The following is a 21,645-nucleotide window of genomic DNA, read 5'->3' as shown; positions in this document are numbered from 1 at the left end:
TACGGGAAAAGATTAAACAGTTTGATTAGCTTTGGCCTCGAATTTTGGTTCGCACGGATGTTTCCGTGGGATTAAAAGGGAATCCGGTGCAAAACCGGAGCTGTTCCCGCAACTGTAAATGTATGTGCCGAATCGGCACTGATGTTTTTTGAGCATCAGTACGTAGTAGGCGATTGTCTCTTCTTCAAAGCCACTGCCCAATGGGTGGGAAGGTAGGGGGCAAAACACAAGCCAGGAGACCTGCCAGATTCAAACAAACAATGTTAAACTTTCGGGATAAAGGTTTACGTATGGGTATCATACTATTCTCCCGTTTATTCAATTAAACGAAATGAAAAAAAATCATTTATGGTTAATTACCGCCCTATTGGCGGGGAAGGGCATTTTTGCGCAAAATGTACCGCAAGATTCACTTAAAGTGCAGCAACTGGACGAGGTTGTCGTAAGCGATTCAAAATTTGAATTGAAAAGAGAAAACTCAGGAAAAACAGTAATCAAAATCACTGCCGAGGAAATGCAGCGCAACCAAGGCAGGACGGTTGCGGAAATCATCAATACCAAAAGTGGTATCGAGATTGCCGGTAGTCGCGGCCGTGACGGCGACGTGCTTGGGGTGTATGCCCGTGGTGGTCGTGGGCGTCAGGTCTTGATCATTATTGATGGTGTCCGTGTGCAGGACCCATCAACATTTTCTGCCGAGTACGACCTTCGTTTGCTTTCGCCCAACACCATCGAATCCATAGAAATCATTAAAGGAGCGGCAAGTACTTTGTACGGTACCAATGCGGTTACGGCGGTGATCAACATCACTACAAAAAAAAGCTCGCAAAAGAAGATTGCCGGTAATTTTGAAACGAGTGTAGGAACCAATCAAACGGCGGATGACCAAAATTACAATCTTGGAAGTATTCAGAATTACGCCAATGTGAACGGGACTTTGGGCAAGTTCAATTATGGGGTCGATTTTTCCAACAGATATAAAAGTGGATTGTCGGCAGCGGTGACTCCCGAAAACGAAGAGGATATTTTTTCCCACTTTAGCACCAATGTAAAGCTGGGCTGTCAGTTTTCGGAAAGTTTTGGAGTTCAGGTTTATGGAAACCAAACAAAGTTTAAGAATGAATACGATGCCTCGATGGCCGAAGCTCCAAATTTGGGCGAGAACGAGCAGCAGCGTGTTGGTCTTTCCTCCGAATTGAGCTATGGCAAAGGTTCTATACACTTGAACACGGCGTTTACCGATTATGAGTCTGTGGCCAACGATACCTTTGGTGAAAGCATTACCGAGGGAAGCAATTGGGTATTGGATGTCTATAACAAATATGTTTTTGGTGAGCAATTCCACACTGTTTTAGGGGTGAACTATATAAAGGATGAAGCAATATTCGCTGATGAAGTTGATTTTACCATCGTCGACCCTTATGCGAATGTGGTCTATGTTTCGGACTTTGGCCTGAACTTGAATGCCGGTGCACGATTGAACACTCACTCCGAATACGGAAATCATTTTGTGTACAATGTGAACCCATCCTATGTGTTTGATACGGAAAATGGATATATAAAATTGATGGGGTCGTATGCCACATCGTACATTACCCCTAATTTAACGCAATTGTTCGGTGCTTTTGGCGGAAATCCCGAGTTGGAGCCGGAAGAAAATTCGACCATTGAAGGTGGTATTGAATTTAAACTGGACCATACGTTCAGAATCAGCACGGTTTATTTTGATAGAAATGAAACCAATGCCATTGGATACGATGCCAATTTTATGAGCATCAATGTGGCGGATGAAATCGATGCCAATGGGGTAGAGGTAGAGGCTACGTGGTTGCCCTTGAGTAATTTTAGTGTCAACGCCAATTATACCTTTACGGAACGGAAAGGGGACAATGCCATCCGTATTCCAAAACACAAGGCCAATGTTTCTTTGTGGTATCAGTTTTGTGAAAGCACCAATGCATCGTTGGATTATGCCTACACCGGGGAACGTTTTGATACCGATTTCAATACCTTTTCGGATATCGCTTTGGAACCATTTTCCTTGTTGAACTTTTCCATCAGGCACGAGCTGATCAAGAACAAACTCAATGTGTTCGTGAATGCGGACAACTTGTTGAATGAAGATTATAGGGAATTGCTTGGCTTCACTACCCGAGGACGAAACTTTAGGGTTGGTCTCAACCTAAACCTTTAAAAAAGAAAAGCGGCCGATCGGCCGCTTTTTTATTACTTGTTCAATTGTAATGGGTTTTCCAGATACATATTGTCTTTGACCGGAGTGTGCAGTCGTGAACTATCAAAATATGCTGCGGGCATTTTCACGGTAAAGTCCGTTTTTGCGGAAACCCCGGTTATTTCTTGAAGGGCGCGGGCCAAGAGAGGTTCGTTTACATCCCCCAAAACACCAAGGTTGGTCAAATCTTCGCTTAGGGCAATATCTGGAACCAGACCGCTGGTATAATCGGAAAATCCATCCGCATTTTCGTTTCTGCCCACTAAAGGCTGCAATCCCCAGCTATTTTGTGAATTGATATTGCCTTCTCGATCACTGTTATAGATAAAGGAATTGCCAGGGTCGTCGACCAAAGTAATTGAAAATTCATTTTTTCCACTGGTAACTTCCCCAATATGAATAACATCCATGTACGGGGCAAGACCGTTCATAACAAGCTCGCTTGCGGAAGCGGAACCATTTGTTGCGAGCACAAATACTCTGTTCAAATTAAGTGAATTGATAGCTGATTCTCCAGTAGTATTTGCAAAATAATCCGTAAGATCTTCTTCGGAAAACTCAGCTTGAATCTTATCGTTCCATCGTTGTTTAATGTAAACATCGCTGGTATTGGCACCATAAATCATGCTTGCCAAGAGGCGAGAGGTGTTTACACTTCCGCCCGGATTGTAGCGGACATCCAAAACCAATTCTGTAGCACCCTCGGCCTTAAATTTTGCAAAAGCATCATTCAAATCTTCATTAAAACTGCTCAAAAAACGGTTGTACATCAAATAGGCAACCTTAGTGCCGTTTACGTCCAGGGTTTCTGCGATCAAAATAGGGTCTTCCACTTGGTTTTCTACTTTGGTCAGGGTTACCTCTTTTGCACTATCGGAAATGGTATTGTTTGATACGGTAGCCATTCCAAGTGTGTAAGTGCTATTATCGCCATATAACAGTTCAATATAATTGCTTACGGTGAGCTGCACGCCATCCACTCTTGTGAAAAATTCTCCTCTGGATATATCCTTGGTAGCAGCATCGGAATCGGGCCAAACGTATTGTACAAACCCAAAAACATCGTTGGTGTCCCCAATTGTGCCCAATCCAAACTCCAAGCCATTACTTTGGGATATGCCCGAAAGACTGTTCACTAAATCTTTATAGTTATCATTCTCAGAGCTGAAACGGTCAATAGCGGCATTTGAACCCACTATTTCCCTATGGTTGTTACAAATACTGTAATAAAAATTTTCCGGATCGGGATAAGATTCTAAAAATGCGGTGTATTCGGCATTGGTGGTGAACCTGTCATCAGCAAGGTCAGGTACATCAGCTTGCCAAAAATACCACAGGTTCATGGCCCTCCACATAAAATTTTGGGCAGCCACATCTGCTGTTGGGTCTGGGTTAGGGTTTGGACCGGGTTCAATGCCATTGTCGTCATTGCTACAGGATGCCAGCAACAAGGACAATCCTAAAAACAGGAAATAATACTTTTTCATAGCTTAATTTTTAATGAATTTACTCAAATTTTGTTCCAAATTTATCAGAGGTGTAGGTTGGATTGAGTAAAATTACATGGTAAACCATGCAAATTTCCTTTGCAAAATAGGCTTATATAGGCAGATAGCAAATTTTTTGTAACAATTTTCGATATGTATCGTCTGGATAGTGTAAGTCGATATTAACGGCACAAAACAACTAAGACAACCAAATGAAACAAACAGAATTTTTAAATGTGGTATTGCCCTTTCAGGACAAACTGTACAGGCTCGCAAAGCGACTGTTGGTTTCCAGGGAAGAAGCGGAAGACGCCACTCAGGAAATTTTGTTGAAGCTTTGGTCAAAGAACGAGTCCATGTCAAAGTACAAAAATGTAGAGGCCTTTGCCATGACGATGACCAAAAACTTTTGTTTGGACCGTTTAAAGTCCAAGCAAGCAGGAAACCTAAAATTGGTCCATAGTAACTACAGCGATGAGAACACCTCCCTACAGAAACAATTGGAGGCCGAGGACAGCATAAGTTGGATGGAACGGATTATGGAGGAACTGCCAGAACAACAAAAAATGATATTGCAGCTACGGGATGTAGAGCAATACGAGTTCGACGAGATATGCGAACTCTTGGACATGAAACCCACAGCAGTGCGCGTAGCACTGTCGAGGGCGAGAAAAACAGTTAGGGACGAATTAATAAAAAAACACAGCTATGGAATTGGGTAACATAGAAAAAATATTGGAGAAGTATTTCGAGGCCACTGCAACAGTGGACGAGGAAAGAACACTTAGGGCGTATTTTTCACAAGATGAGGTCGCACCTCACTTGGAGCAGTACAAACCTATGTTCAACTACTTCTCCATGGCGAAGGAAGAAAAGTACACCAAGCAGGTACCATTAAAACCTAGAGTAAACTATTACAAGTGGCTATCCGTTGCAGCGGCAGTAGTTTTGACCTTCGGTATTTATTTTGGTAATCAGTACCAAGAAACAAAGCGTTTGGAGGAACAAAAAGCGGAATACGCTTACCAAGAAACCAAAAAGGCTTTTGAACTCTTAGCAGAAAATTTTAGCCGCGGAACAGAAAAGGTGGCCTACTTAAAAGAGTTCGAAGAAGCGAAAGAGAAAATTTACAACAACAATTAAAAAACGAAACAAGATGAAGAAGTATATTTTAATCACAGTAATGGCATTGTTGCCCTTGGCAGGTTTTTCACAATCCCTTTTTGACCAATTTGAGGATTTGGATGAAGTTACATCCGTAGTGGTGAACAAAAGTATGTTCAACCTGCTGGCAAAAATCGATGTGGAGGTCGATGACCCCGAAGCACAGGATTTTATGGATATTGCAAGTAGCCTGAAAAGCCTGAAGGTCTTCACTACCGAGGACAAGAAAATAGGAGAGAACATGAAGTCTTCTGTGGACAGCTATCTTAGGTCTTCCAAAATGGAGGAATTGATGCGGGTTAAGGACAAAGATGCCAATGTCAAGTTCTACATTAAAGAAGGCAGGGATGCCGACCACGTTAGCGAACTGCTTATGTTCGTGACAGGTATGGGAGATGTTGAGGCGAACGGCAGAAAGTTCGAAACGGTCATCCTGTCCCTTACCGGGGATATCGACCTGAACAAAATCGGTTCGTTGACCAAAAAAATGAACTTGCCCGAAGAGCTCAACGAAGCAGGGAAGAAGAATTAATCATACCACGGTTGACAATAGTGGGTCGGTGATTGTAACAAAGCACAATTAAAGCCAACTAATTATTGTCAACCGATTTTTAGGTTACGGAATCAATCAAAAACATAGAAAAGATGAAACATATTATTAAAACCATGTTGGTGGCCGGAGCGGTACTCTTAGCTTCATGCGCATCGCAGCCAAGTCTACAGGAATATTATGTGGACAATTCGGAGAATCCCAACTTTTTGTCCATAGATGTTCCGGCGAGCATCCTCAAATTGAACGAGGAGGAACTGAACCCGACGCAAAAGGAAGCCATCGAATCGCTTCGTAAGTTCAATCTGTTGGCATTCAAGAAAAATGCAGAGAACGAAGTGGAATACGAAATGGAGAAGAAAAAAGTACGTGAAATCCTGAAAGGGGATGACTTTGTGGAATTGATGAAAATCAATTCAAAATATGGCAAGGGCGTCATTAAATACTTGGGCGATGAGGATGCCATAGATGAGGTCATTATTTATGGGGATAGCGACGACAAAGGCTTTGCCTTGGTACGCGTATTGGGAAAAAACATGAACCCGGCGCATATTATCCAATTAATGCAGGCCATTCAAAAATCCGATTACAAAGGGGAAGGACTTGGTGAAATAGGGGATTTTCTAAAAGGCTGAAACCAACGGTAACAAGAAAGTTTTACAAGGGCGACAAATGTCGCCCTTTTTTATTATTGCATAAAACGTGACCTTGTTTAGTATCTTAGTGTCTCATAATAAGAACACTAACAAAACCAACCCCTATGGAAAAAGCACAAGAATGGTTCGATTACGCAATTGAATTGGCAAAAGAATTTGGCCCCAAACTGGTTACCGCCCTCATCATTTATTTGGTGGGAATGTGGGTGGTAAATAAAATAATCAAGGGTACCCGAAAGGTGATGTCCAAAAGCAAGTACGACCAATCCCTGCAGAAATTTTTACTGAACCTGTTTTCTTGGGCGTTAAAAGTGTTCTTGATAATCATAGTAATTTCCAGACTGGGGGTGGATGTTACCACTTTTGCCGCGGTCATAGCTGCTGCGGGTCTCGCGGTAGGTTTGGCGCTGCAAGGTTCGCTCTCCAATTTTGCGGGAGGAGTGCTCATCATGATTTTTAAGCCGTACAAAATCGGCGACCTTATCGAGGCACAAGATGTTTTGGGCAGGGTAAAGGGCATCGAAATATTCACCACAAAATTGGTTACCCCTCAAAATAGACTGGCCATTGTTCCCAACGGTGCCATGGCCAATGGAAACATCATCAATTATACCGCGGAAGGAAAAGTTAGGGTCGATACCGTTATAGGGGTAGGATATGACGAGGATATCAAAAAAACCAAAGAAGTACTGTTAAAGGTGTTGACCTCGAACGATAAAGTGCTCGAAGATCCTGCACCCTCCGTAAATGTTTTGGAACTGGCGGACAGCTCCGTGAATTTTGCCGTACGTCCCTTCTGCAAACCGGAAGATTATTGGGATGTTTATTTTGCTACCTATGAAAACAGTAAAGTCGCTCTTGACGAAGCAGGTATTGAAATTCCTTACCCGCATCGCGTACAGGTGCAAAAAGGAGGTTGATTATCTCCGCTTCCCTTAAGATATTAAACCCCAGTGTAATTCGCCGGGGTAATTTGTTTCAACTCAGTTTTAATATCATCTGAAACGTTCAAGGTCTCAATAAAATCTGCAATTGATTTTTGGTTGAATTGGTGTAAGCCCATAAAAAAACTGAGTATTCCTTGACCTAAAGGCTTTAGTTGGATTTTATTGTATAAAATTCTAACTTCACCATTGCCTGCCAGCTTAGAGGCATCTTTTTCACTAAAATAATAGCGTAGATAAATTAAGTTCTATAGTTGCAAGTCATTACCTCTTCATAAGTTAATTTCAGCCAATTTGAGACTGAAATAAATTTTACTGGAAGGTCTGCGTAAATTGCCGCTAGGAAATAAATCTAGATTATGGATGGCAGGGAACTTTTTAAATAAATACCATCATTTAATTAAAAAGCGGACGAAATTGATTGCTAAGGACCAAGAAGGTTGGTCCAAGGATATATTGGCTACCCGTTTTGGTGGTCAACCTGCTGGAAAAGTTGGAATGGAATGGCCAATTTGTAAAGCATGTGAATGGCCTATGACATTTATTGGACAAGTCCATTCCTCTTCATATTTACACGCTTCTCCATTCCATTTTTTTTCTTTTTTTTATTGCCACTCATGTAATACTGCGCTATCTCGAACATCGGTATCGTTTAATGATGAAACGGAAACGGCATTAGGTTGGAAAATCTTTGCATATGAAACATTAAAGACCGAAGATGCCTTTTTAATCCCTTTACCGGATTACGGTGACCCTAAAGAACTACTGATCAAAGAGCAGCAGGTGGAGTCGATTTTGGAAGATAGTTTTCCGGATTTTGTAGGGTTTGAATTGTACATACCCGTTATTTGGAGCGACATGAACAAATTGATTGACCCTGAGACAAATAGAGTTACAGGGGAATATTGGGACAAGGTGGACAATATTGAAAAAGCTGCCGGTACCCTGGTTGGCTTTAAGCAAAACCCACATTTGAGAAATAAAGGAGTTATGCTTGGGGGTTATCCATATTGGTGCAACGGGCCAGATGAGACACCTAGTTGTACCATTTGTGAATCCCCAATGGAGCTATTATTGCAAATTTCACCTACCCAAATTGTAAAATATAATTGGGGGGATTGCTGGACTTCATATATATTTTATTGTTCCAAACACAAACAACAATTTGCTTTATGTTTTCAAGGAACCTAGGTTTTGGAAAATAAACCTAACGGGAGAGTCAATACAATTCGCTTTTATGGAGCCAAACTAAACCCCAGTGTAATTCGCCGGGGTAATTTGTTTCAACTCAGTTTTAATATCATCTGAAACGTTCAAGGTCTCAATAAAATCTGCAATTGATTTTTGGTTGATTTTTTCGTTGGTACGCGTCAATCCTTTTAGAGCTTCGTACGGGTTCGGATAGCCTTCCCTTCGCAAAATGGTCTGGATGGCCTCGGCAACCACGGCCCAATTATTTTCCAAATCCTCTTCGAACTTGGATTGGTTCAATACCAACTTGTTCAAACCTTTCAAGGTCGATTGAAACCCAACAAGGGTATGCGCGAACGGCACCCCGACATTTCGTAAAACAGTGCTGTCCGTAAGGTCGCGTTGTAATCTAGAGATGGGCAATTTCGCCGATAAATGTTCAAAAACCGCATTGGCCAAACCTAAATTCCCTTCAGAATTCTCAAAATCAATGGGGTTTACCTTGTGCGGCATGGCCGAAGAGCCTACTTCCCCCTTTTTTATTTTCTGTTTGAAATAATCCATGGATATGTAGGTCCAAATGTCCCTATCCAGATCAATCAAAATAGTATTGATTCGTTTTAGACAATCGAACAAAGCGGCCATATGGTCGTAATGCTCAATTTGGGTGGTTGGGAAAGAGTGGTGCAACCCCAGTTTTTCCTGAACAAATTGTTTGCCGAAAGCCCTCCAATCAATTGTTGGATAGGCAACTTTGTGAGCGTTGTAGTTTCCGGTGGCACCACCAAACTTGGCAGCGCTCGGTATATCGTTCAATAAATTGAACTGCTCTTTGAACCGTTCCACAAAAACATCGATTTCCTTGCCCAAACGGGTAGGGGAGGCAGGTTGACCGTGCGTTCGGGCCAACATTGGGATGTTTTCCCATTCCTTGGCCAGCTCCTTCAATTTTTCAAAAACCTCCAAATAGGAGGGTACGTAAACATCGTTCATGGCTTCCTTGATGGATAGTGGAATGGCCGTGTTGTTGATGTCTTGGGAAGTCAACCCAAAGTGGATAAACTCCTTGTATTTTTGAAGGTTCAGGGCATCAAACTTTTGCTTGATAAAGTATTCAACCGCCTTTACATCGTGGTTGGTGGTTTTTTCAATATCCTTGATGGCCTGTGCATCTTCCGTAGAAAACTCTTGATAGATTTTCTGCAATTCAGGAAACAGCGCTGTATTGAAATCGGCCAGTTGCGGCAAAGGAATTTCACAAAGTGCGATAAAATACTCGATCTCTACCTGAACACGGTATTTGATCAGGGCCTCTTCCGAAAAATAGTCTTTTAAGGCTTTGGTTTTGTTTCTATATCTACCGTCAATTGGCGAAATGGCGTTTAGTTGTGTCAGCGACATGGTCCAGAAAATTTTGAAAGGGTCAAAGATACTTAAACGCCGCGGTTTAGACACCCAATTTGGCCAACTTATCCAGAGTTTTTTTTGCCCGGTTCCTGTATCCTGTGGTTCCCGAGGCGTAGCTGTCCTCCAAAACCAGTTTGAGTTCGGAATGCACCCAACCAAACTTTAGCCCAAGATAATAAAGACTTGTCATGGCGAATACCTTTGGTGCAACGTTCATGGGGCCAATGAGCCAATCAAAACAAGAGGTCACCATTTTGTTCAACTGTTTGTCCGAAATATTTTGGACGAAAACGGGATCTTTTTTCTTGAAATAGCGTTCGCTGACCATTTCGCAAACGTGGGCGATGGGACGAATGCAGGATTCGGACTTTAAATCCGATAAACCATCCACAAAATCATCAATAAAGGGAAGGATATAGGGCAGTTCCTTGCGCATTAAATGGTCGAAGGTCCAACTCGCGTTGAAGGTCCCTTTTTTGTCTTCGAGTAAAACTTCATTATAGAGGGTTTGTGCCAGTTGTGGAGCTGCTTGCAACTCCTTGACCAATCCATCAATTTGAGATTTGGATATTCTTCCTGAATTAAGCGCAATATGAAGTTCCTCACGGTTCATCTGCGATGTTTAAGTTGATCGGCCAATTCTGTAATACCGATTGCAGCGGTTTTGGGGATGATGGTAAGGTTGTCAAAATCGGTGGACCGGATATTGGGTTTGGGATCAATAAAGTAAATAGGTGTTTGTTTGGGTGCATAATGAATCAGACTTGCCGCTGGATACACCTGCATGGAAGTGCCGACAATGATCAATATTTCCGCTGTTTGGGTAATTTCCGCTGCAGTTTCAAGCATTGGAACCATTTCGCCGAACCACACTATATGTGGTCGCAACTGATGGCCATTATCGTCCAAATTCCCCAAAACCAAATCTTTTTTCCAATCCAGAACATGGTTTTCATCCACTGTGCTTCGAACTTTGAACAATTCCCCGTGCAGGTGCACTACATGGGAGCTCCCGGCCTGTTCGTGAAGATTGTCCACATTTTGGGTAACAATGCTCACATCAAAATCTTGTTCCAGTTCTGCCAGTGCCACATGGCCTTTGTTTGGGGAAACCTCCAATAATTGCCTTCTTCGTTGGTTGTAAAACTCAAGCACCAACTCTGGGTTGCGGGCAAATCCTTGCGGCGATGCGACTTCCATAACATCGTGTCCTTCCCAAAGTCCATTTTCGTCACGAAAGGTTTTGAGGCCGCTTTCGGCGCTCATTCCAGCTCCGGTAAGTACTACGATTTTTGGTTTGGACATATTCTTGGTTTTTATTCAAAACTAGTCTTCTTTCCAGTTTTGGAGACGGTCCAAATATAAATAGCTTTCCACAAATGTGCGATGCTCTTTGCTTGTCATGGTTTCCAAAAGGTTCAATGCGGATATATAGCTTGCCAAGTTGCCGTTGGACGAGTAAAATTTTCCATCTTTCACAAAGGTTACCAAACTATCGTCCTGAACTTTTAAGTTGGGGTAATCCTTTTGAAGTTGTTTGCCACCGCCTATCCAAGTTACGATTTTCTTTCCGTCCGCAATTCCAGACGCGCCAATGAGGTGTGCCCCGGCACAGTTGCTCACCGTATATTCGGTTTCGTTGTTTTTCTTTTTGATGAATTCCACTATTTTTTCATTGTGCACCTGTGCATACATATCATAAGCGCTGGGAACGAACAAAGCGGTCAATTTAGGGCAATCATCAAAGGTATAATCGGGAACAAAATGCATGCCCTCCTCGGTGGTTATTGGGTTTTCTGTCTCGGCTATGGTGATAACGTTGAAGAGTTGTTCTCCATCGGCCGATGGTTTTGCGAAAACGTCGGAAGTAGCTACCACTTCGCTTTGGAGCACCCCGTTGTACATTAAAAGCCCGATGGTGGGCAGGTCTTGTTTAAACGGTTTTAAATGTTTGGTCAACGTATCGGATGGGGATTGGGTTTCCACAATTGCTTCTTTCTTGGAATCTGTGGACTGTTTTGTGTTGCAGCTAAACACTAAAAGGGCAAAAAATAGCACAAAGGAGGTTCTCATAAAACATTGTTATTTAATTATTATCCAATACAAATGTACCCATCAAAAGTCTGGAAAAAATTAAACAGGTTTAAGAAGTCTTGGCATTGAGCACCTCCAATAATTTAAACAAAGTTTTCTGGAAGGTGACGATTTCTTTTTCGGAAATGGTGTCATCCCCAAAGGAGGCTATGATTTTTTCGGGAACTTGTTTGGCCTTTTTCTTCAGTACTTTTCCTGCTTTTGTCAATGAGATCATAACCGTGCGCTCATCTGTTGTGGAGCGGTTGCGTTCAATGAGTTGCTTTTGCTCCAGTCGTTTTAGCAAGGGGGTAAGTGTGTTGGATTCCAAATACAGCTGTTGGCCAATTTTTTTTACGCTTTGGTCGTTATGCTGCCATAGAATCAGCAGTACCAGGTATTGTGGATAGGTAATCCCTAATTCCTCAAGGTAGGGGCCATAAATTTTTGTGGTCAGCCGAGATGCGGCGTACAATGGAAAACAAAGTTGGTTCTCCAAATAAAGTTCGGGGGCATTCATATTTTTGGTCACAATAGTTTTTCGATATCCTTTTCAATCTCTTTTGGCACTGATGTTGGTCCGAACCTTTTTACGGGAACCCCATCCTTATCCAGTAAAAACTTGGTGAAATTCCATTTGATCTTGCTTCCGAGCAGGCCGCCGGAAAGTTTGGATTTTAGGAATTTGAAGATTGGGTGTGCTTTTTTTCCGTTCACTTCGATTTTTTCGAACATGGGAAAACTTACACCGTAGTTTACTTGACAGAATTGCTGAATTTCTTCGGAGGTCCCCTCTTCTTGGTTGCCAAACTGATTACAAGGAAAACCAAGGACCACAAATCCCCTGTCCTTGTATTTTTGATATAGCTTTTCCAGCCCTTCATATTGTGGGGTCAACCCACAGGCGCTAGCGGTATTTACAACTAAAACGACCTTGCCCTTGAATTGGTCCAGTTTCATTTTTTCACCAGTCAGGCCATTGGCCTCAAAATCATAGAAAGAAGGTGTCTCCATGTCAATTTTTGGATTTGTTCATCAAATGTTTCAAAGCTCCAGTGGACCATAATGCCCAAAAAATCAGCACAGGTTGAAAGAACAGTCGAATCAATCGTTTTTGATCGGTGTCCAGCCCAAAAGCATCGATTCCGTTGGTGTATTGCGATATATTGCCCGGGAAAATAAGGACATAGAATAGGGCAAGTACAATCCCTACTTTTACTTGGTGCTTCCAAAGGAAAATCATGGCCAAACCGAGGGCTATTTCCACCACACCCGATGCTACAACCACAAAGTCCATGAATTCTGGGCTGCTGGGCAGCCACCTTGGCACTTGGGCTTGAAACTCTTCTCTTTGGAACGTGAGATGGCCTATACCGGCCAAAACCATCATACCTCCGAGGACTATCCGCATTATTTTCTGAAATAAAGTAGTTTTCATGTATCGTAAAGGATTAAATCGTGTGCGATACAAATGTATGAAGTTTAAACCGAAAAACGAAATGTAGGGAAATGGTCATCTGCCTTTGACCAAATTATTTGGTCAAAGTGGACTTGTACCTTGTGTTCCTATCGGTATAACTCTAGTTTCCCCCGACTCCTTCAAAAGTCATTACAACAGGTTTTATGGTGCCGTCCGCATTAAATTCCATTTTGTCCATGCAGGTTACGCGATGGTCACGGTCCTTGTTGGGAATGGGTCTACGGTGATACACGATAATCCACTCATCCGTACCCGGTTTGTTAATCACGGAGTGGTGCCCCGCCCCGGTAGCGATATCACCTTCCTTTGATTCCAAAATGGTTCCGATTCGCTGATACGGTCCTGTTGGCTTATCCGCCATGGCGTAGGCGACTTTGTAACTGCCGTCCGTCCAATTACCCTCCGACCACATAAAGTAATAAACCCCATTGCGCAAAAACATAAATGGCCCTTCCACATAACCTTCCGGGGTAATTTCCTTGAAAAGGTTGCCATCTTCCCATGGTTCAAAGCCTGTAAAATCGGCATTGAGTTTCCCCAAGTTGCAATGGCTCCATCCCCCGTAGAAGAAATAATGGGTGCCGTCCACATCTTTAAAAACAAATTGGTCGATAGGTTGCGCATCGTTATAAAAGTCGGAAATCAATGGTTCGCCCAAATGATCTTCAAAAGGTCCGCCCGGGTTATCCGCCACGGCCACACCAATGCCCCCATAATGATTGATGTCGTTATTGGGGTCGTAGGAACTTCTTCCGGGCCGTTGAATGTCGTTGGCACCGAAGAACAGATAGTACTTGCTATCTTTTTCAATGATGGAGGGTGCCCAAAGTGCCTGTCTCAACCATTTGATCTTGGTGGTGTCCAAAATACGCTCGTGCTTTTCCCAATTCACCAAATCCTTGGATGAAAAGGCATCAAAATGAAGTTGTTTGTCGTAATCGTCCGAAAAAGTAGGGTAGACCCAATACGTGTCCCCAAATACAATGCCTTCTGGGTCGGCGTACCATCCTTCAAAAATTGGGTTGTTCTGTGTTTTTTTAGATTGTTGGGCAAATATGCATGATGTTCCAAGCAAAGCACAAACTATGATAAATAGGTTTCTGGCGATCATATGGGTTTATTTGTTTTTTTATGTTTGATATATCAATTTAGCATCTAATATAACATTTCCAATTTTTCCTATATTGGTTTTATGTTTGATGATGATTTGTTGACATATCTGGAATCTTACCTGACAGAAGAACGCAAACAACGTTTTTTGGATGTTCTTCGGCAACGTACCCGGCATATTGCCATTGCTGTTGAGGATGTATACCAACTGCACAATACCAGTGCGATCCTGCGTAGCTGCGATGCCTTTGGGATTCAGGACCTGCACGTGGTGGAGAATCGATTTGGCAAACGTTTGGACAAGAATATTGCCATGGGCGCGGAACAATGGGTAGATGTGCACCGCTATAAGAATGTTACAAATTGTATTTCCACATTAAGGGACAATGGTTATCAAATAATCGCTACCACGCCCCACGATGATTCCACTTTGCTCCCGGACTTTTGCCCAAGGGAGAAATCCGCTATCTTTTTTGGCACGGAGCGGCAGGGGCTGTCCCAAGAGGTGATGCAACAGGCCGATGGGTTTCTTAAAATTCCCATGGTGGGTTTTTCCGAGAGTTTGAATGTTTCCGTTTCGGCGGCAATCATTATACAGCAATTGGCACAAAAGGTACGGGATTCCGACCTGGATTGGCAATTGTCCGATATGGAGGTGCTCGAAAAGCGTTTGGATTGGACCAAAAAGTCCATAAAAGATGTAAAGGGCATCATAAAAAGATATCTTTCCGCATAGATAATTTTTGTATTTTTAATTGGTAACCAATCATTTACAGTTATGATAGTGCTTTATATTGTTTTGGGCATACTTGCCCTGATTCTTTTGTTGGCGGCCATTGCCCCAAAAAGCTATAATGTCTCCCGAGCTATTGAAATCAACCGGCCGAAGGATGTTGTTTTTGCATATGTGAAATCCTTGAAAAATCAGGATGAGTGGTCGCCATGGGGAAAGCGAGACCCAAATATGACAACGGAGTTCACTGGAATCGATGGCGAGGCAGGGGTCACTAATAAATGGAAAGGCAACAAGCAAGTAGGGGAAGGGGAGCAGGAGATCACCAAAATTGTTGAGGGCAAGCGTATTGAAAGTGAACTCAGGTTTTTGAAACCGTTCAAATCCACTTCGGATGCATATATCGAAACCGTGGAGGTGGGCAGCGATAGGACTAAAGTAATCTGGGGCTTTTCGGGAAAGAATGTATTTCCCATGAGCATTATGATGCTGTTTATGAGCATGGACAAGGCGGTGGGAAAGGATTTTGAAGAAGGTTTGGACAGTTTAAAACAAATTCTAGAAAACAAATAAGTTATGGATTACAACATGGTGGGCTGGTTCGAGATTCCTGTTGCAGACATGGAGCGGGCCAAAACGTTTTATGAAGCCGTTTTTGAGGTAGCGATAAGTTTACAGGATTTTGGGGGAACCAAAATGGGCTGGTTTCCTGCGGACCATGGAAAACCCGGAGCTGCGGGCTCTTTGATTCAAAACAGGGATTGGTACAAACCCAGTGATAGCCAAGGAACGCTCATTTATTTCAATAGTTTGGACGTTCAGAACGAACTGGACCGGATTGAAAAGAACGGAGGAAAAATTGTTCAGGCCAAGACCCATATTAGCAAGGATATAGGTTACATGGCCGTTTTTTTGGATTCGGAAGGAAATAGGATTGCATTGCATTCCAGACAGTAGAAACTACTCTACAAGTTCCAGTAGGGCAATATCAAAATCATTTTCCAAAATTACCTTTCCGTTGGCAACGGTCACTTCGGTTTCGGAGTAGGTGTCGTACAATACGGTGCCATCTCCAAAAAAGCCTTTTACCCAGAGTGATTTTTTCCCTTTGGGCAAATCCAACCCCACTACAACTTTGTCCCGGTATTCGCCACTTACATAGGTTCTTGAGAACACATACGGCGATTTGGCCAAGCGTTTGTGCTTGCCGGCACCTATTGCGGGGTGGTTGGCCCTAAACTGACCCAATTTTTGCCAGTGCCTGTGTATTTTTTGGGTTTCCGGCAGACTGTCCAAATCTTCCCAGTTCATAAAGGAGCGTAGGGTGGCATCACCTTCAGTGCCCTCAATGGTCAAGCTGCGTGCAGTTTCGTCCCCATAATACACTTGGGACGCCCCAGGGGTGAGCAACAATACATTGGCGGTTCTATATGGTTTTGTCCTGTCCTTGTCATACGGTGCGCCGTCATCATGGGAGGTTAAATAATTGAGTACACTCTTATCCTTTAACTTACTGTTCAGCAGGCGGTTGTATTTTTTAAAGATGTTCTCGTAATCATCATCTGCATCCTGTTTCAGTTCAAAATTGATGAGACTTTTGAATCCATAATCAAAGAAGTCCACTTTTTTATCCCCAAAATCAAATTCTCGACCGCTGGAAATACCATAATTGTAGACTTCTCCCACCATGTAAAAAGGGTTGTCGTCCAATATGTCGTCCTGATGTTTCTTTTTCCACATTTCAAACGCATAATTGGCTTCTTTGTGAAGGTCGGCCCATGCATTTTCGTTTACATGTTTTACGGTATCCACCCGAAAACCGTCAACGCCAAATTCGTTGATATAGTCGGTCAACCATTTAATGATGTAGTAACGTGGCGCCCTTGGATATCCTGTGCGTTCAAAAAACAATTGTAGCTCATCGAGTTCCTTGCTCAAACGGCCTTCCTCTTTCCATTTTGCCAAAAGGGCATCGGGGAGCTCCACGGGCTCTTCCGATTCGGTAAGGATATCGGGCAGGTTGGCCACTAAAGTGCATTCTGTGGTGTTCTCGTAGGTAGTAAACTCACACGTTGGGCCGGTTCTTACCCAGTCATCTGGCCAAACAGGGTCCTTTTCCGTAACAGGTCCGGTATGGTTTAGCACAACGTCCAATATTATACGTATTCCTTTGCTATGTGCTGTTTTTACAAGGTTTGATAGGTCTTTTTTGGTACCGAAATTGGGGTCGATGGTAGTCCAGTCCTTGGTCCAATAGCCATGGTAACCGTAGGTTTTTCCCGTGCCCTCGTCGGTGCCGCCGTGGATTTGTTCTACGATCGGGGTAAACCATATGGCATTTATCCCCAAATCGGTGAAGTAACCTTCTTCAATTTTTTTTGTGATTCCCTGAATATCGCCTCCTTCAAACCCTCTGAGCACTGCGGTTTCTTCGGTTCGGTCAAAGTTGACATCGTTGTTTGGGTTCCCGTTGTTGAAGCGATCCGTCAACAGAAAGTAAATATTGGCGCCCTCCCAAACAAAGGGCACATCCTTTTTGGGAGCTTCTTCTTTGACTACTTTGGTGATTTGTTGTTTCTTTTCAACTTTTTTGCAACCAAGAAATAGGGATAGTAATGCCAAAACAACAAGCGGTTTTTTCATGTATTGGGATTTTCTCTAAAGCTATAAAATGCATATGTAACTATGAAATTTATTTATAGCCCGCCGCGAGCAGATCACAATACAAGGGGTCAAGGGGGTTATTGGGTCCTGTTCAGTACTTTATATTCTTCGTAACAACTGGAAATCGCATCCAAAATTTGAAGGTCGTTCGCCGTTTTGATAAAGGATTTTGAATAGTTGCAATTGTTGAGTATGTCCTCAATGTCCACTTTTTCCAATTGGAGCAGTTCCGTTAGGGTTTCCCTATCAAATTTTGAGGCCAATAAATCCCTGATGTTGTCATCTTCCTTAATTTGACGAAGCTTGCGCATCTGTCTTGGTTTTTTGCCAAAAAGATTGCGCAACAAATCGGCGGGGTTTAGAATGGCCCCCAGTACTTTTGTAACGGCACTAGGGCTTTTATTGCCCGCTTCGTAACTGGTGTTGAGTCCGGAAATACTATATTGATAGGCGTTGTTCACCGGAAGGTTTTTTACATCTATTTCCAAATAACCAGTAAGTTGGTAGGGTCTAACCACCACTTCTTCCAAGGCATAGGCCAGCTCGGTCAATGCAATTTCGGTATTGCCAAACCGGAACATATCGTTGGTGACCCTCACTTTTTGGGTTTTAAAGCCAAGATAGGAGAAGTACAACGTATCATTGACTGCTGCGGGAATGGTAAATTTTCCATCCTGATCGGTAATGGTACCCTTAACTTGATTGAGGTTGACCACGTGCACGCTCTCCAAGGGATATTCCGTTTGGGCATTGATCACCGTAGCGGTAAAATCATTTACCTCTTGGGCTTCGTCACCTTCAATTTGTGAAAAACCGAGGAGTGGGATCAGGGACAATAGTATAAGTAGTACTCTTCTCATGCAATCTTTGTAGGTATAAAAATACTAAACAAAGAAAAATAAATAGGAGAGACTTACCATTTAATATAGAATTAACTAATAAAATCCCTGTTTCTTTTTACCTCCCTTTTTGCCATAACCACCTTTTTTTCCGCCTTTATAGGAGCTGCCGCCCTTACGATGGCCTCCGCCTCCGCCTTTTCGGCCACGACGTTTTTTTCCTCCTTTTCCACCGCCGCCGGCACCTGGATTCTTGGAAACTTCTACATTGATAAAACGTCCTTCCAATTTAAAATCGGTAAAGGTTTGAAGGATGAATTCGGTAAGTTGTGCATCGGTATTGAAGAAAGAGAAAGAATCTTTGGTGTCCACATTGTAAACATCCTCTTTTTCCAAGTTCAAGGTGTCGCGCAAGAAATCTTTCAGGCTCATCCAATCGTATCCATCACGTTCCCCAACATTGATAAAGTAACGAACGGAACCTTCGGATGGAACATCCCCTTTCGAAGCTCCCCTTTCCTTGCCGGAATCCTGACTGTTGAGATCTTTGGATTTGCTGTAGTAATTGTAAAACTGTGTAAATTCTACAGAAACAATTTTTTTGATGAGTTCGTCCCGATCAATACCTTCCAAAACATCGTTGATGGCCGGTAGGTAATTCTCAATTTCTTTATTGATTTTGGTTTCCTTGATCTTATTGGCCAAGTGATATAATTGGATCTCGCAGATTTCGATGCCGTCCGGAATATTCTTGGACAAGAACTCCTGTTGAATCTTTTTCTCGATGGCCTTGATCTTTCTCAATTCCGAACGAGTGATGATGACCATGGAGATACCGGATTTTCCGGCACGTCCTGTACGGCCACTTCGGTGGGTATAGGTCTCGATTTCATCAGGCAATTGATAGTTGATCACGTGGGTCACGTCATCCACATCGATGCCACGGGCCGCCACATCGGTGGCCACCAACATCTGCACTTGTTTTTTTCGGAAGGAGTTCATGACCAAATCACGTTGGTTTTGACTCAAATCCCCATGCAAAGCACCGGCATTGTAGCCATCTTCGATAAGCTTTTCGGCCACACGTTGGGTATCCCTTTTGGTTCTACAGAATACTACGGAGAAGATACCTGGATTGGCATCGGCCAAACGTTTTAGGGCCGCATAGCGGTCACGTCCGCCCACCACATAATACTCGTGCTGTACGGTAGAAGCTCCGGCATTTTTGGAACCCACGGTTATCTCCACAGGGTTTTTCATGAACTTTTTGGCGATCGTAGCCACTTCCTTGGGCATTGTCGCAGAAAAAAGCCATGTGAATTTTTCTTGAGGGGTGTTGGACAAAATGTCCTTGATATCTTCGTAGAAGCCCATGTTCAACATTTCATCGGCTTCGTCCAATACACAATAATCGATTTTGGAGATGTCCACCATGTTTCGGCCGATCATATCCTTCATACGGCCAGGGGTTGCCACAATAATCTGTGCACCTCTTTTTATCTGTCTGGCCTGTTCCGTAATGCTGGCGCCACCATAAATGGCCACAACATTAAGTCCTTTTATGTATTTGGAATAGAGTTTTAGTTCGTTGGTAATCTGTAAACAGAGTTCCCGGGTAGGGGAGAGAATCAACCCTTGGGTGGTTCTGCTGTCGTGTTGGATTTTTTGAATCATCGGAAATCCAAAGGCAGCAGTTTTACCTGTTCCTGTTTGCGCCAAGGCAACCAGATCGGTTTCTTGATCCAATAAAATTGGGATTGATTTTTCTTGTACTTCAGAGGGGGATTCAAATCCAAGGTCGGAAATAGCATCCAATAGGGGTTTGTCCAACCCCAAGGCTTCAAATTTTGTCATAGCGGTGTAAATACCTTAAATCGCAAATATGTTTGTGTTGTATAGAGCGATTTTTAGTATTTCCCGATCAAGCCCATCACAACACCTTGCCCATACCGGCGGCGTTAATAAAGCGGCAAAGGTACACTTATTTTGATCGGTGCAAGCTAAGTGGCCTTCTTTTTTAAGAATTGCACCAATTTTTGGATGGCCCTACCTCGGTGACTGATAGCGTTTTTGGTCTCGGAAGGCAGTTCACCAAAGGTTTTGTCGTATCCATTGGGCTTGAAAATAGGGTCGTAGCCAAAACCACCTTTTCCATGGAGTTCTGTGGTAATTTCACCTTCCACAATGCCATCGAACGTGAAATTTTCGCCCTGGAGGTTTAAATGGACGACTGTTTTAAAGTGTGCCGAACGGTCGGTAGCCCCCTCCAGTTCGGTTAATAACTTCGACATATTGTCCCCGGCGTTCTTTTGTTCACCGGCATATCTTGCCGAATAGACTCCCGGAGCTCCGTTCAAGGCATCGACCAGCAAGCCTGTATCATCAGAAAAACAATCCAGACCATAGGTTTGGGTCACATAATCCGCTTTGATCTTTGCGTTTTCTTCCAACGTATCACCGGTTTCGGGAATTTCATCAAAACACTCAATATCCTTTAAGGACAATAGCTCAATGCTTTTGGGTAGCAATTGCTGAACTTCTTTCAGTTTATGGTCATTATGGGTAGCAAAAACGAGTTTCAAATCAAAAGGGTTCTAATTGAGTTTCAAAAGTAGTAATTTCGAAGTTTAAGCCAGTAATATGAAAATGAAAGTGCCACCAGCTTTGGTGATGTTGATTTTTGGAGCCCTAATGTATGTTTTGGACCTATTTTTGCCCGTTGGCGAGTTCGATTTCTTTGGACGGCAAGAAATTTCCGCATTTTTGTTTGGACTTGGATTTTTGGCAATCCTCATATCCGTGATTCAATTTTTTATCAAAAAGACCACAACAGACCCATTGAATCCAAAAAAGGCATCCAGTTTGGTCACCAGCGGCATCTATAACTTTTCGCGGAACCCCATGTATTTGGGCATGTTACTTTTTTTGCTGGCTTTTGGCCTAAAGTTGGGAAACGCATTTAATACGTTGGTCGCGGCGGGTTTTGTTTCGTATATGAACCATTTTCAGATCAAGCCCGAAGAAGAGGCGCTCAAAAAAATGTTCGGTCAGGAATATACCATCTATTGTAAGCTCACAAGACGTTGGTTTTAAGAAGATGAAATTCAAAAATTC

At 42.9% G+C, this 21,645-nt stretch carries 24 protein-coding genes and 1 riboswitch; of the genes, 11 read left to right on the top strand and 13 right to left on the bottom strand.

The features are described 5' to 3' along the window. Nucleotides 1–28 precede the first annotated feature (28 nt). A riboswitch (cobalamin riboswitch) is annotated at nucleotides 29–262 on the top strand. 69 nt (nucleotides 263–331) lie between these two features. Beyond that, nucleotides 332–2,194, top strand: a complete 1,863-nt coding sequence (locus tag GVT53_RS09140; protein ID WP_166248366.1) for a TonB-dependent receptor plug domain-containing protein — start codon at nucleotides 332–334, stop codon at nucleotides 2,192–2,194. A gap of 32 nt (nucleotides 2,195–2,226) precedes the next feature. Here GVT53_RS09140 and GVT53_RS09135 read toward each other — a convergent pair whose 3' ends face one another. Then, nucleotides 2,227–3,720, bottom strand: a complete 1,494-nt coding sequence (locus GVT53_RS09135) for a S41 family peptidase (protein ID WP_166248365.1) — start codon at nucleotides 3,718–3,720, stop codon at nucleotides 2,227–2,229. A 212-nt stretch (nucleotides 3,721–3,932) separates the two neighbouring features. Between GVT53_RS09135 and GVT53_RS09130 the strand changes: the two genes are divergently transcribed. From GVT53_RS09130 to GVT53_RS09105, 6 genes are all read left to right on the top strand, one after another. Further along, the gene (locus tag GVT53_RS09130; protein ID WP_166248364.1) at nucleotides 3,933–4,442 is read left to right on the top strand and encodes an RNA polymerase sigma factor; all 510 of its coding nucleotides are present in this window, start codon (nucleotides 3,933–3,935) and stop codon (nucleotides 4,440–4,442) included. Beyond that, nucleotides 4,429–4,863, top strand: a complete 435-nt coding sequence (locus tag GVT53_RS09125; protein ID WP_166248363.1) for a hypothetical protein — start codon at nucleotides 4,429–4,431, stop codon at nucleotides 4,861–4,863. The genes GVT53_RS09130 and GVT53_RS09125 overlap by 14 nt, the downstream gene beginning before the upstream one ends. Nucleotides 4,864–4,876: 13 nt before the next feature. After that, the gene (locus tag GVT53_RS09120) at nucleotides 4,877–5,416 is read left to right on the top strand and encodes a DUF4252 domain-containing protein (RefSeq protein WP_166248362.1); all 540 of its coding nucleotides are present in this window, start codon (nucleotides 4,877–4,879) and stop codon (nucleotides 5,414–5,416) included. A gap of 113 nt (nucleotides 5,417–5,529) precedes the next feature. After that, complete coding sequence (locus GVT53_RS09115) at nucleotides 5,530–6,069, top strand: DUF4252 domain-containing protein (RefSeq protein ID WP_166248361.1); 540 nt, start codon at nucleotides 5,530–5,532, stop codon at nucleotides 6,067–6,069. Nucleotides 6,070–6,194: 125 nt separating this feature from the next. Then, a complete protein-coding gene (locus tag GVT53_RS09110; protein ID WP_166248360.1) occupies nucleotides 6,195–7,010 on the top strand; it encodes a mechanosensitive ion channel family protein in 816 nt (271 codons plus the stop codon). A gap of 387 nt (nucleotides 7,011–7,397) precedes the next feature. Further along, nucleotides 7,398–8,225 (top strand): DUF1963 domain-containing protein, encoded by an 828-nt coding sequence (locus tag GVT53_RS09105; protein WP_166248359.1) that lies wholly within the window; start codon nucleotides 7,398–7,400, stop codon nucleotides 8,223–8,225. Nucleotides 8,226–8,282: 57 nt separating this feature from the next. Here the strand turns inward: GVT53_RS09105 and purB are convergent, their stop codons facing one another. The 8 genes from purB to GVT53_RS09065 all read right to left on the bottom strand — a co-directional run bounded on the left by purB (nucleotide 8,283) and on the right by GVT53_RS09065 (nucleotide 14,296). Beyond that, nucleotides 8,283–9,626, bottom strand: coding sequence for an adenylosuccinate lyase (purB, locus tag GVT53_RS09100; RefSeq protein ID WP_166248358.1), 1,344 nt, complete (start codon nucleotides 9,624–9,626; stop codon nucleotides 8,283–8,285). A 46-nt stretch (nucleotides 9,627–9,672) separates the two neighbouring features. After that, nucleotides 9,673–10,245 (bottom strand): hypothetical protein, encoded by a 573-nt coding sequence (locus tag GVT53_RS09095; protein WP_166248357.1) that lies wholly within the window; start codon nucleotides 10,243–10,245, stop codon nucleotides 9,673–9,675. Further along, entirely contained in the window at nucleotides 10,242–10,937 is a 696-nt protein-coding gene (locus tag GVT53_RS09090; protein WP_166248356.1) for an SIR2 family NAD-dependent protein deacylase, read from the bottom strand. Before GVT53_RS09090 ends, GVT53_RS09095 begins: the two co-directional genes overlap by 4 nt. Nucleotides 10,938–10,958: 21 nt before the next feature. After that, nucleotides 10,959–11,705: a DJ-1/PfpI family protein gene (locus tag GVT53_RS09085; protein ID WP_166248355.1), complete on the bottom strand. Its 747-nt coding sequence runs from the start codon at nucleotides 11,703–11,705 to the stop codon at nucleotides 10,959–10,961. 70 nt (nucleotides 11,706–11,775) lie between these two features. After that, nucleotides 11,776–12,225 (bottom strand): MarR family winged helix-turn-helix transcriptional regulator, encoded by a 450-nt coding sequence (locus GVT53_RS09080; protein ID WP_166248354.1) that lies wholly within the window; start codon nucleotides 12,223–12,225, stop codon nucleotides 11,776–11,778. Between the two features lie 8 nt (nucleotides 12,226–12,233). Further along, nucleotides 12,234–12,719 (bottom strand): glutathione peroxidase, encoded by a 486-nt coding sequence (locus GVT53_RS09075; protein WP_166248353.1) that lies wholly within the window; start codon nucleotides 12,717–12,719, stop codon nucleotides 12,234–12,236. A gap of 1 nt (nucleotide 12,720) precedes the next feature. Continuing rightward, entirely contained in the window at nucleotides 12,721–13,143 is a 423-nt protein-coding gene (locus GVT53_RS09070) for a DoxX family protein (RefSeq protein WP_166248352.1), read from the bottom strand. 142 nt (nucleotides 13,144–13,285) lie between these two features. Continuing rightward, entirely contained in the window at nucleotides 13,286–14,296 is a 1,011-nt protein-coding gene (locus GVT53_RS09065; RefSeq protein ID WP_166248351.1) for a glycoside hydrolase family 43 protein, read from the bottom strand. Between the two features lie 81 nt (nucleotides 14,297–14,377). Between GVT53_RS09065 and GVT53_RS09060 the strand changes: the two genes are divergently transcribed. Genes GVT53_RS09060 through GVT53_RS09050 form a run of 3 tightly spaced genes read left to right on the top strand, consistent with a single transcriptional unit; the run spans nucleotide 14,378 to nucleotide 15,985 of the window. Then, nucleotides 14,378–15,031, top strand: coding sequence for a TrmH family RNA methyltransferase (locus GVT53_RS09060; protein ID WP_166248350.1), 654 nt, complete (start codon nucleotides 14,378–14,380; stop codon nucleotides 15,029–15,031). 42 nt (nucleotides 15,032–15,073) lie between these two features. Next, nucleotides 15,074–15,601 (top strand): SRPBCC family protein, encoded by a 528-nt coding sequence (locus GVT53_RS09055; RefSeq protein WP_166248349.1) that lies wholly within the window; start codon nucleotides 15,074–15,076, stop codon nucleotides 15,599–15,601. Between the two features lie 3 nt (nucleotides 15,602–15,604). After that, on the top strand, nucleotides 15,605–15,985 hold the full coding sequence (locus GVT53_RS09050) for a VOC family protein (protein ID WP_240905193.1): 381 nt from the start codon (nucleotides 15,605–15,607) through the stop codon (nucleotides 15,983–15,985). A 3-nt stretch (nucleotides 15,986–15,988) separates the two neighbouring features. Here the strand turns inward: GVT53_RS09050 and GVT53_RS09045 are convergent, their stop codons facing one another. The 4 genes from GVT53_RS09045 to GVT53_RS09030 all read right to left on the bottom strand — a co-directional run bounded on the left by GVT53_RS09045 (nucleotide 15,989) and on the right by GVT53_RS09030 (nucleotide 21,113). Further along, on the bottom strand, nucleotides 15,989–17,671 hold the full coding sequence (locus GVT53_RS09045) for an alpha-amylase family glycosyl hydrolase (RefSeq protein WP_166248348.1): 1,683 nt from the start codon (nucleotides 17,669–17,671) through the stop codon (nucleotides 15,989–15,991). 98 nt (nucleotides 17,672–17,769) lie between these two features. After that, the gene (locus GVT53_RS09040) at nucleotides 17,770–18,552 is read right to left on the bottom strand and encodes a carboxypeptidase-like regulatory domain-containing protein (protein WP_166248347.1); all 783 of its coding nucleotides are present in this window, start codon (nucleotides 18,550–18,552) and stop codon (nucleotides 17,770–17,772) included. A 75-nt stretch (nucleotides 18,553–18,627) separates the two neighbouring features. Then, complete coding sequence (locus GVT53_RS09035; protein WP_166248346.1) at nucleotides 18,628–20,385, bottom strand: DEAD/DEAH box helicase; 1,758 nt, start codon at nucleotides 20,383–20,385, stop codon at nucleotides 18,628–18,630. Nucleotides 20,386–20,531: 146 nt separating this feature from the next. Further along, a complete protein-coding gene (locus GVT53_RS09030) occupies nucleotides 20,532–21,113 on the bottom strand; it encodes a non-canonical purine NTP diphosphatase (protein ID WP_166248345.1) in 582 nt (193 codons plus the stop codon). Nucleotides 21,114–21,171: 58 nt separating this feature from the next. Here GVT53_RS09030 and GVT53_RS09025 point away from each other — a divergent pair, with 58 nt between their 5' ends. Then, nucleotides 21,172–21,624 (top strand): methyltransferase family protein, encoded by a 453-nt coding sequence (locus GVT53_RS09025; RefSeq protein ID WP_166248344.1) that lies wholly within the window; start codon nucleotides 21,172–21,174, stop codon nucleotides 21,622–21,624. The last annotated feature ends 21 nt before the right edge of the window (nucleotides 21,625–21,645 follow it).

It is taken from the genome of Flagellimonas oceani (genome assembly GCF_011068285.1).
In the GTDB taxonomy this organism is placed as follows: Bacteria; Bacteroidota; Bacteroidia; order Flavobacteriales; family Flavobacteriaceae; genus Flagellimonas; species Flagellimonas oceani.
The sequence above is the reverse complement of the archived record's forward strand: the minus strand, read 5'-3'. Positions and strand labels throughout refer to the sequence as shown.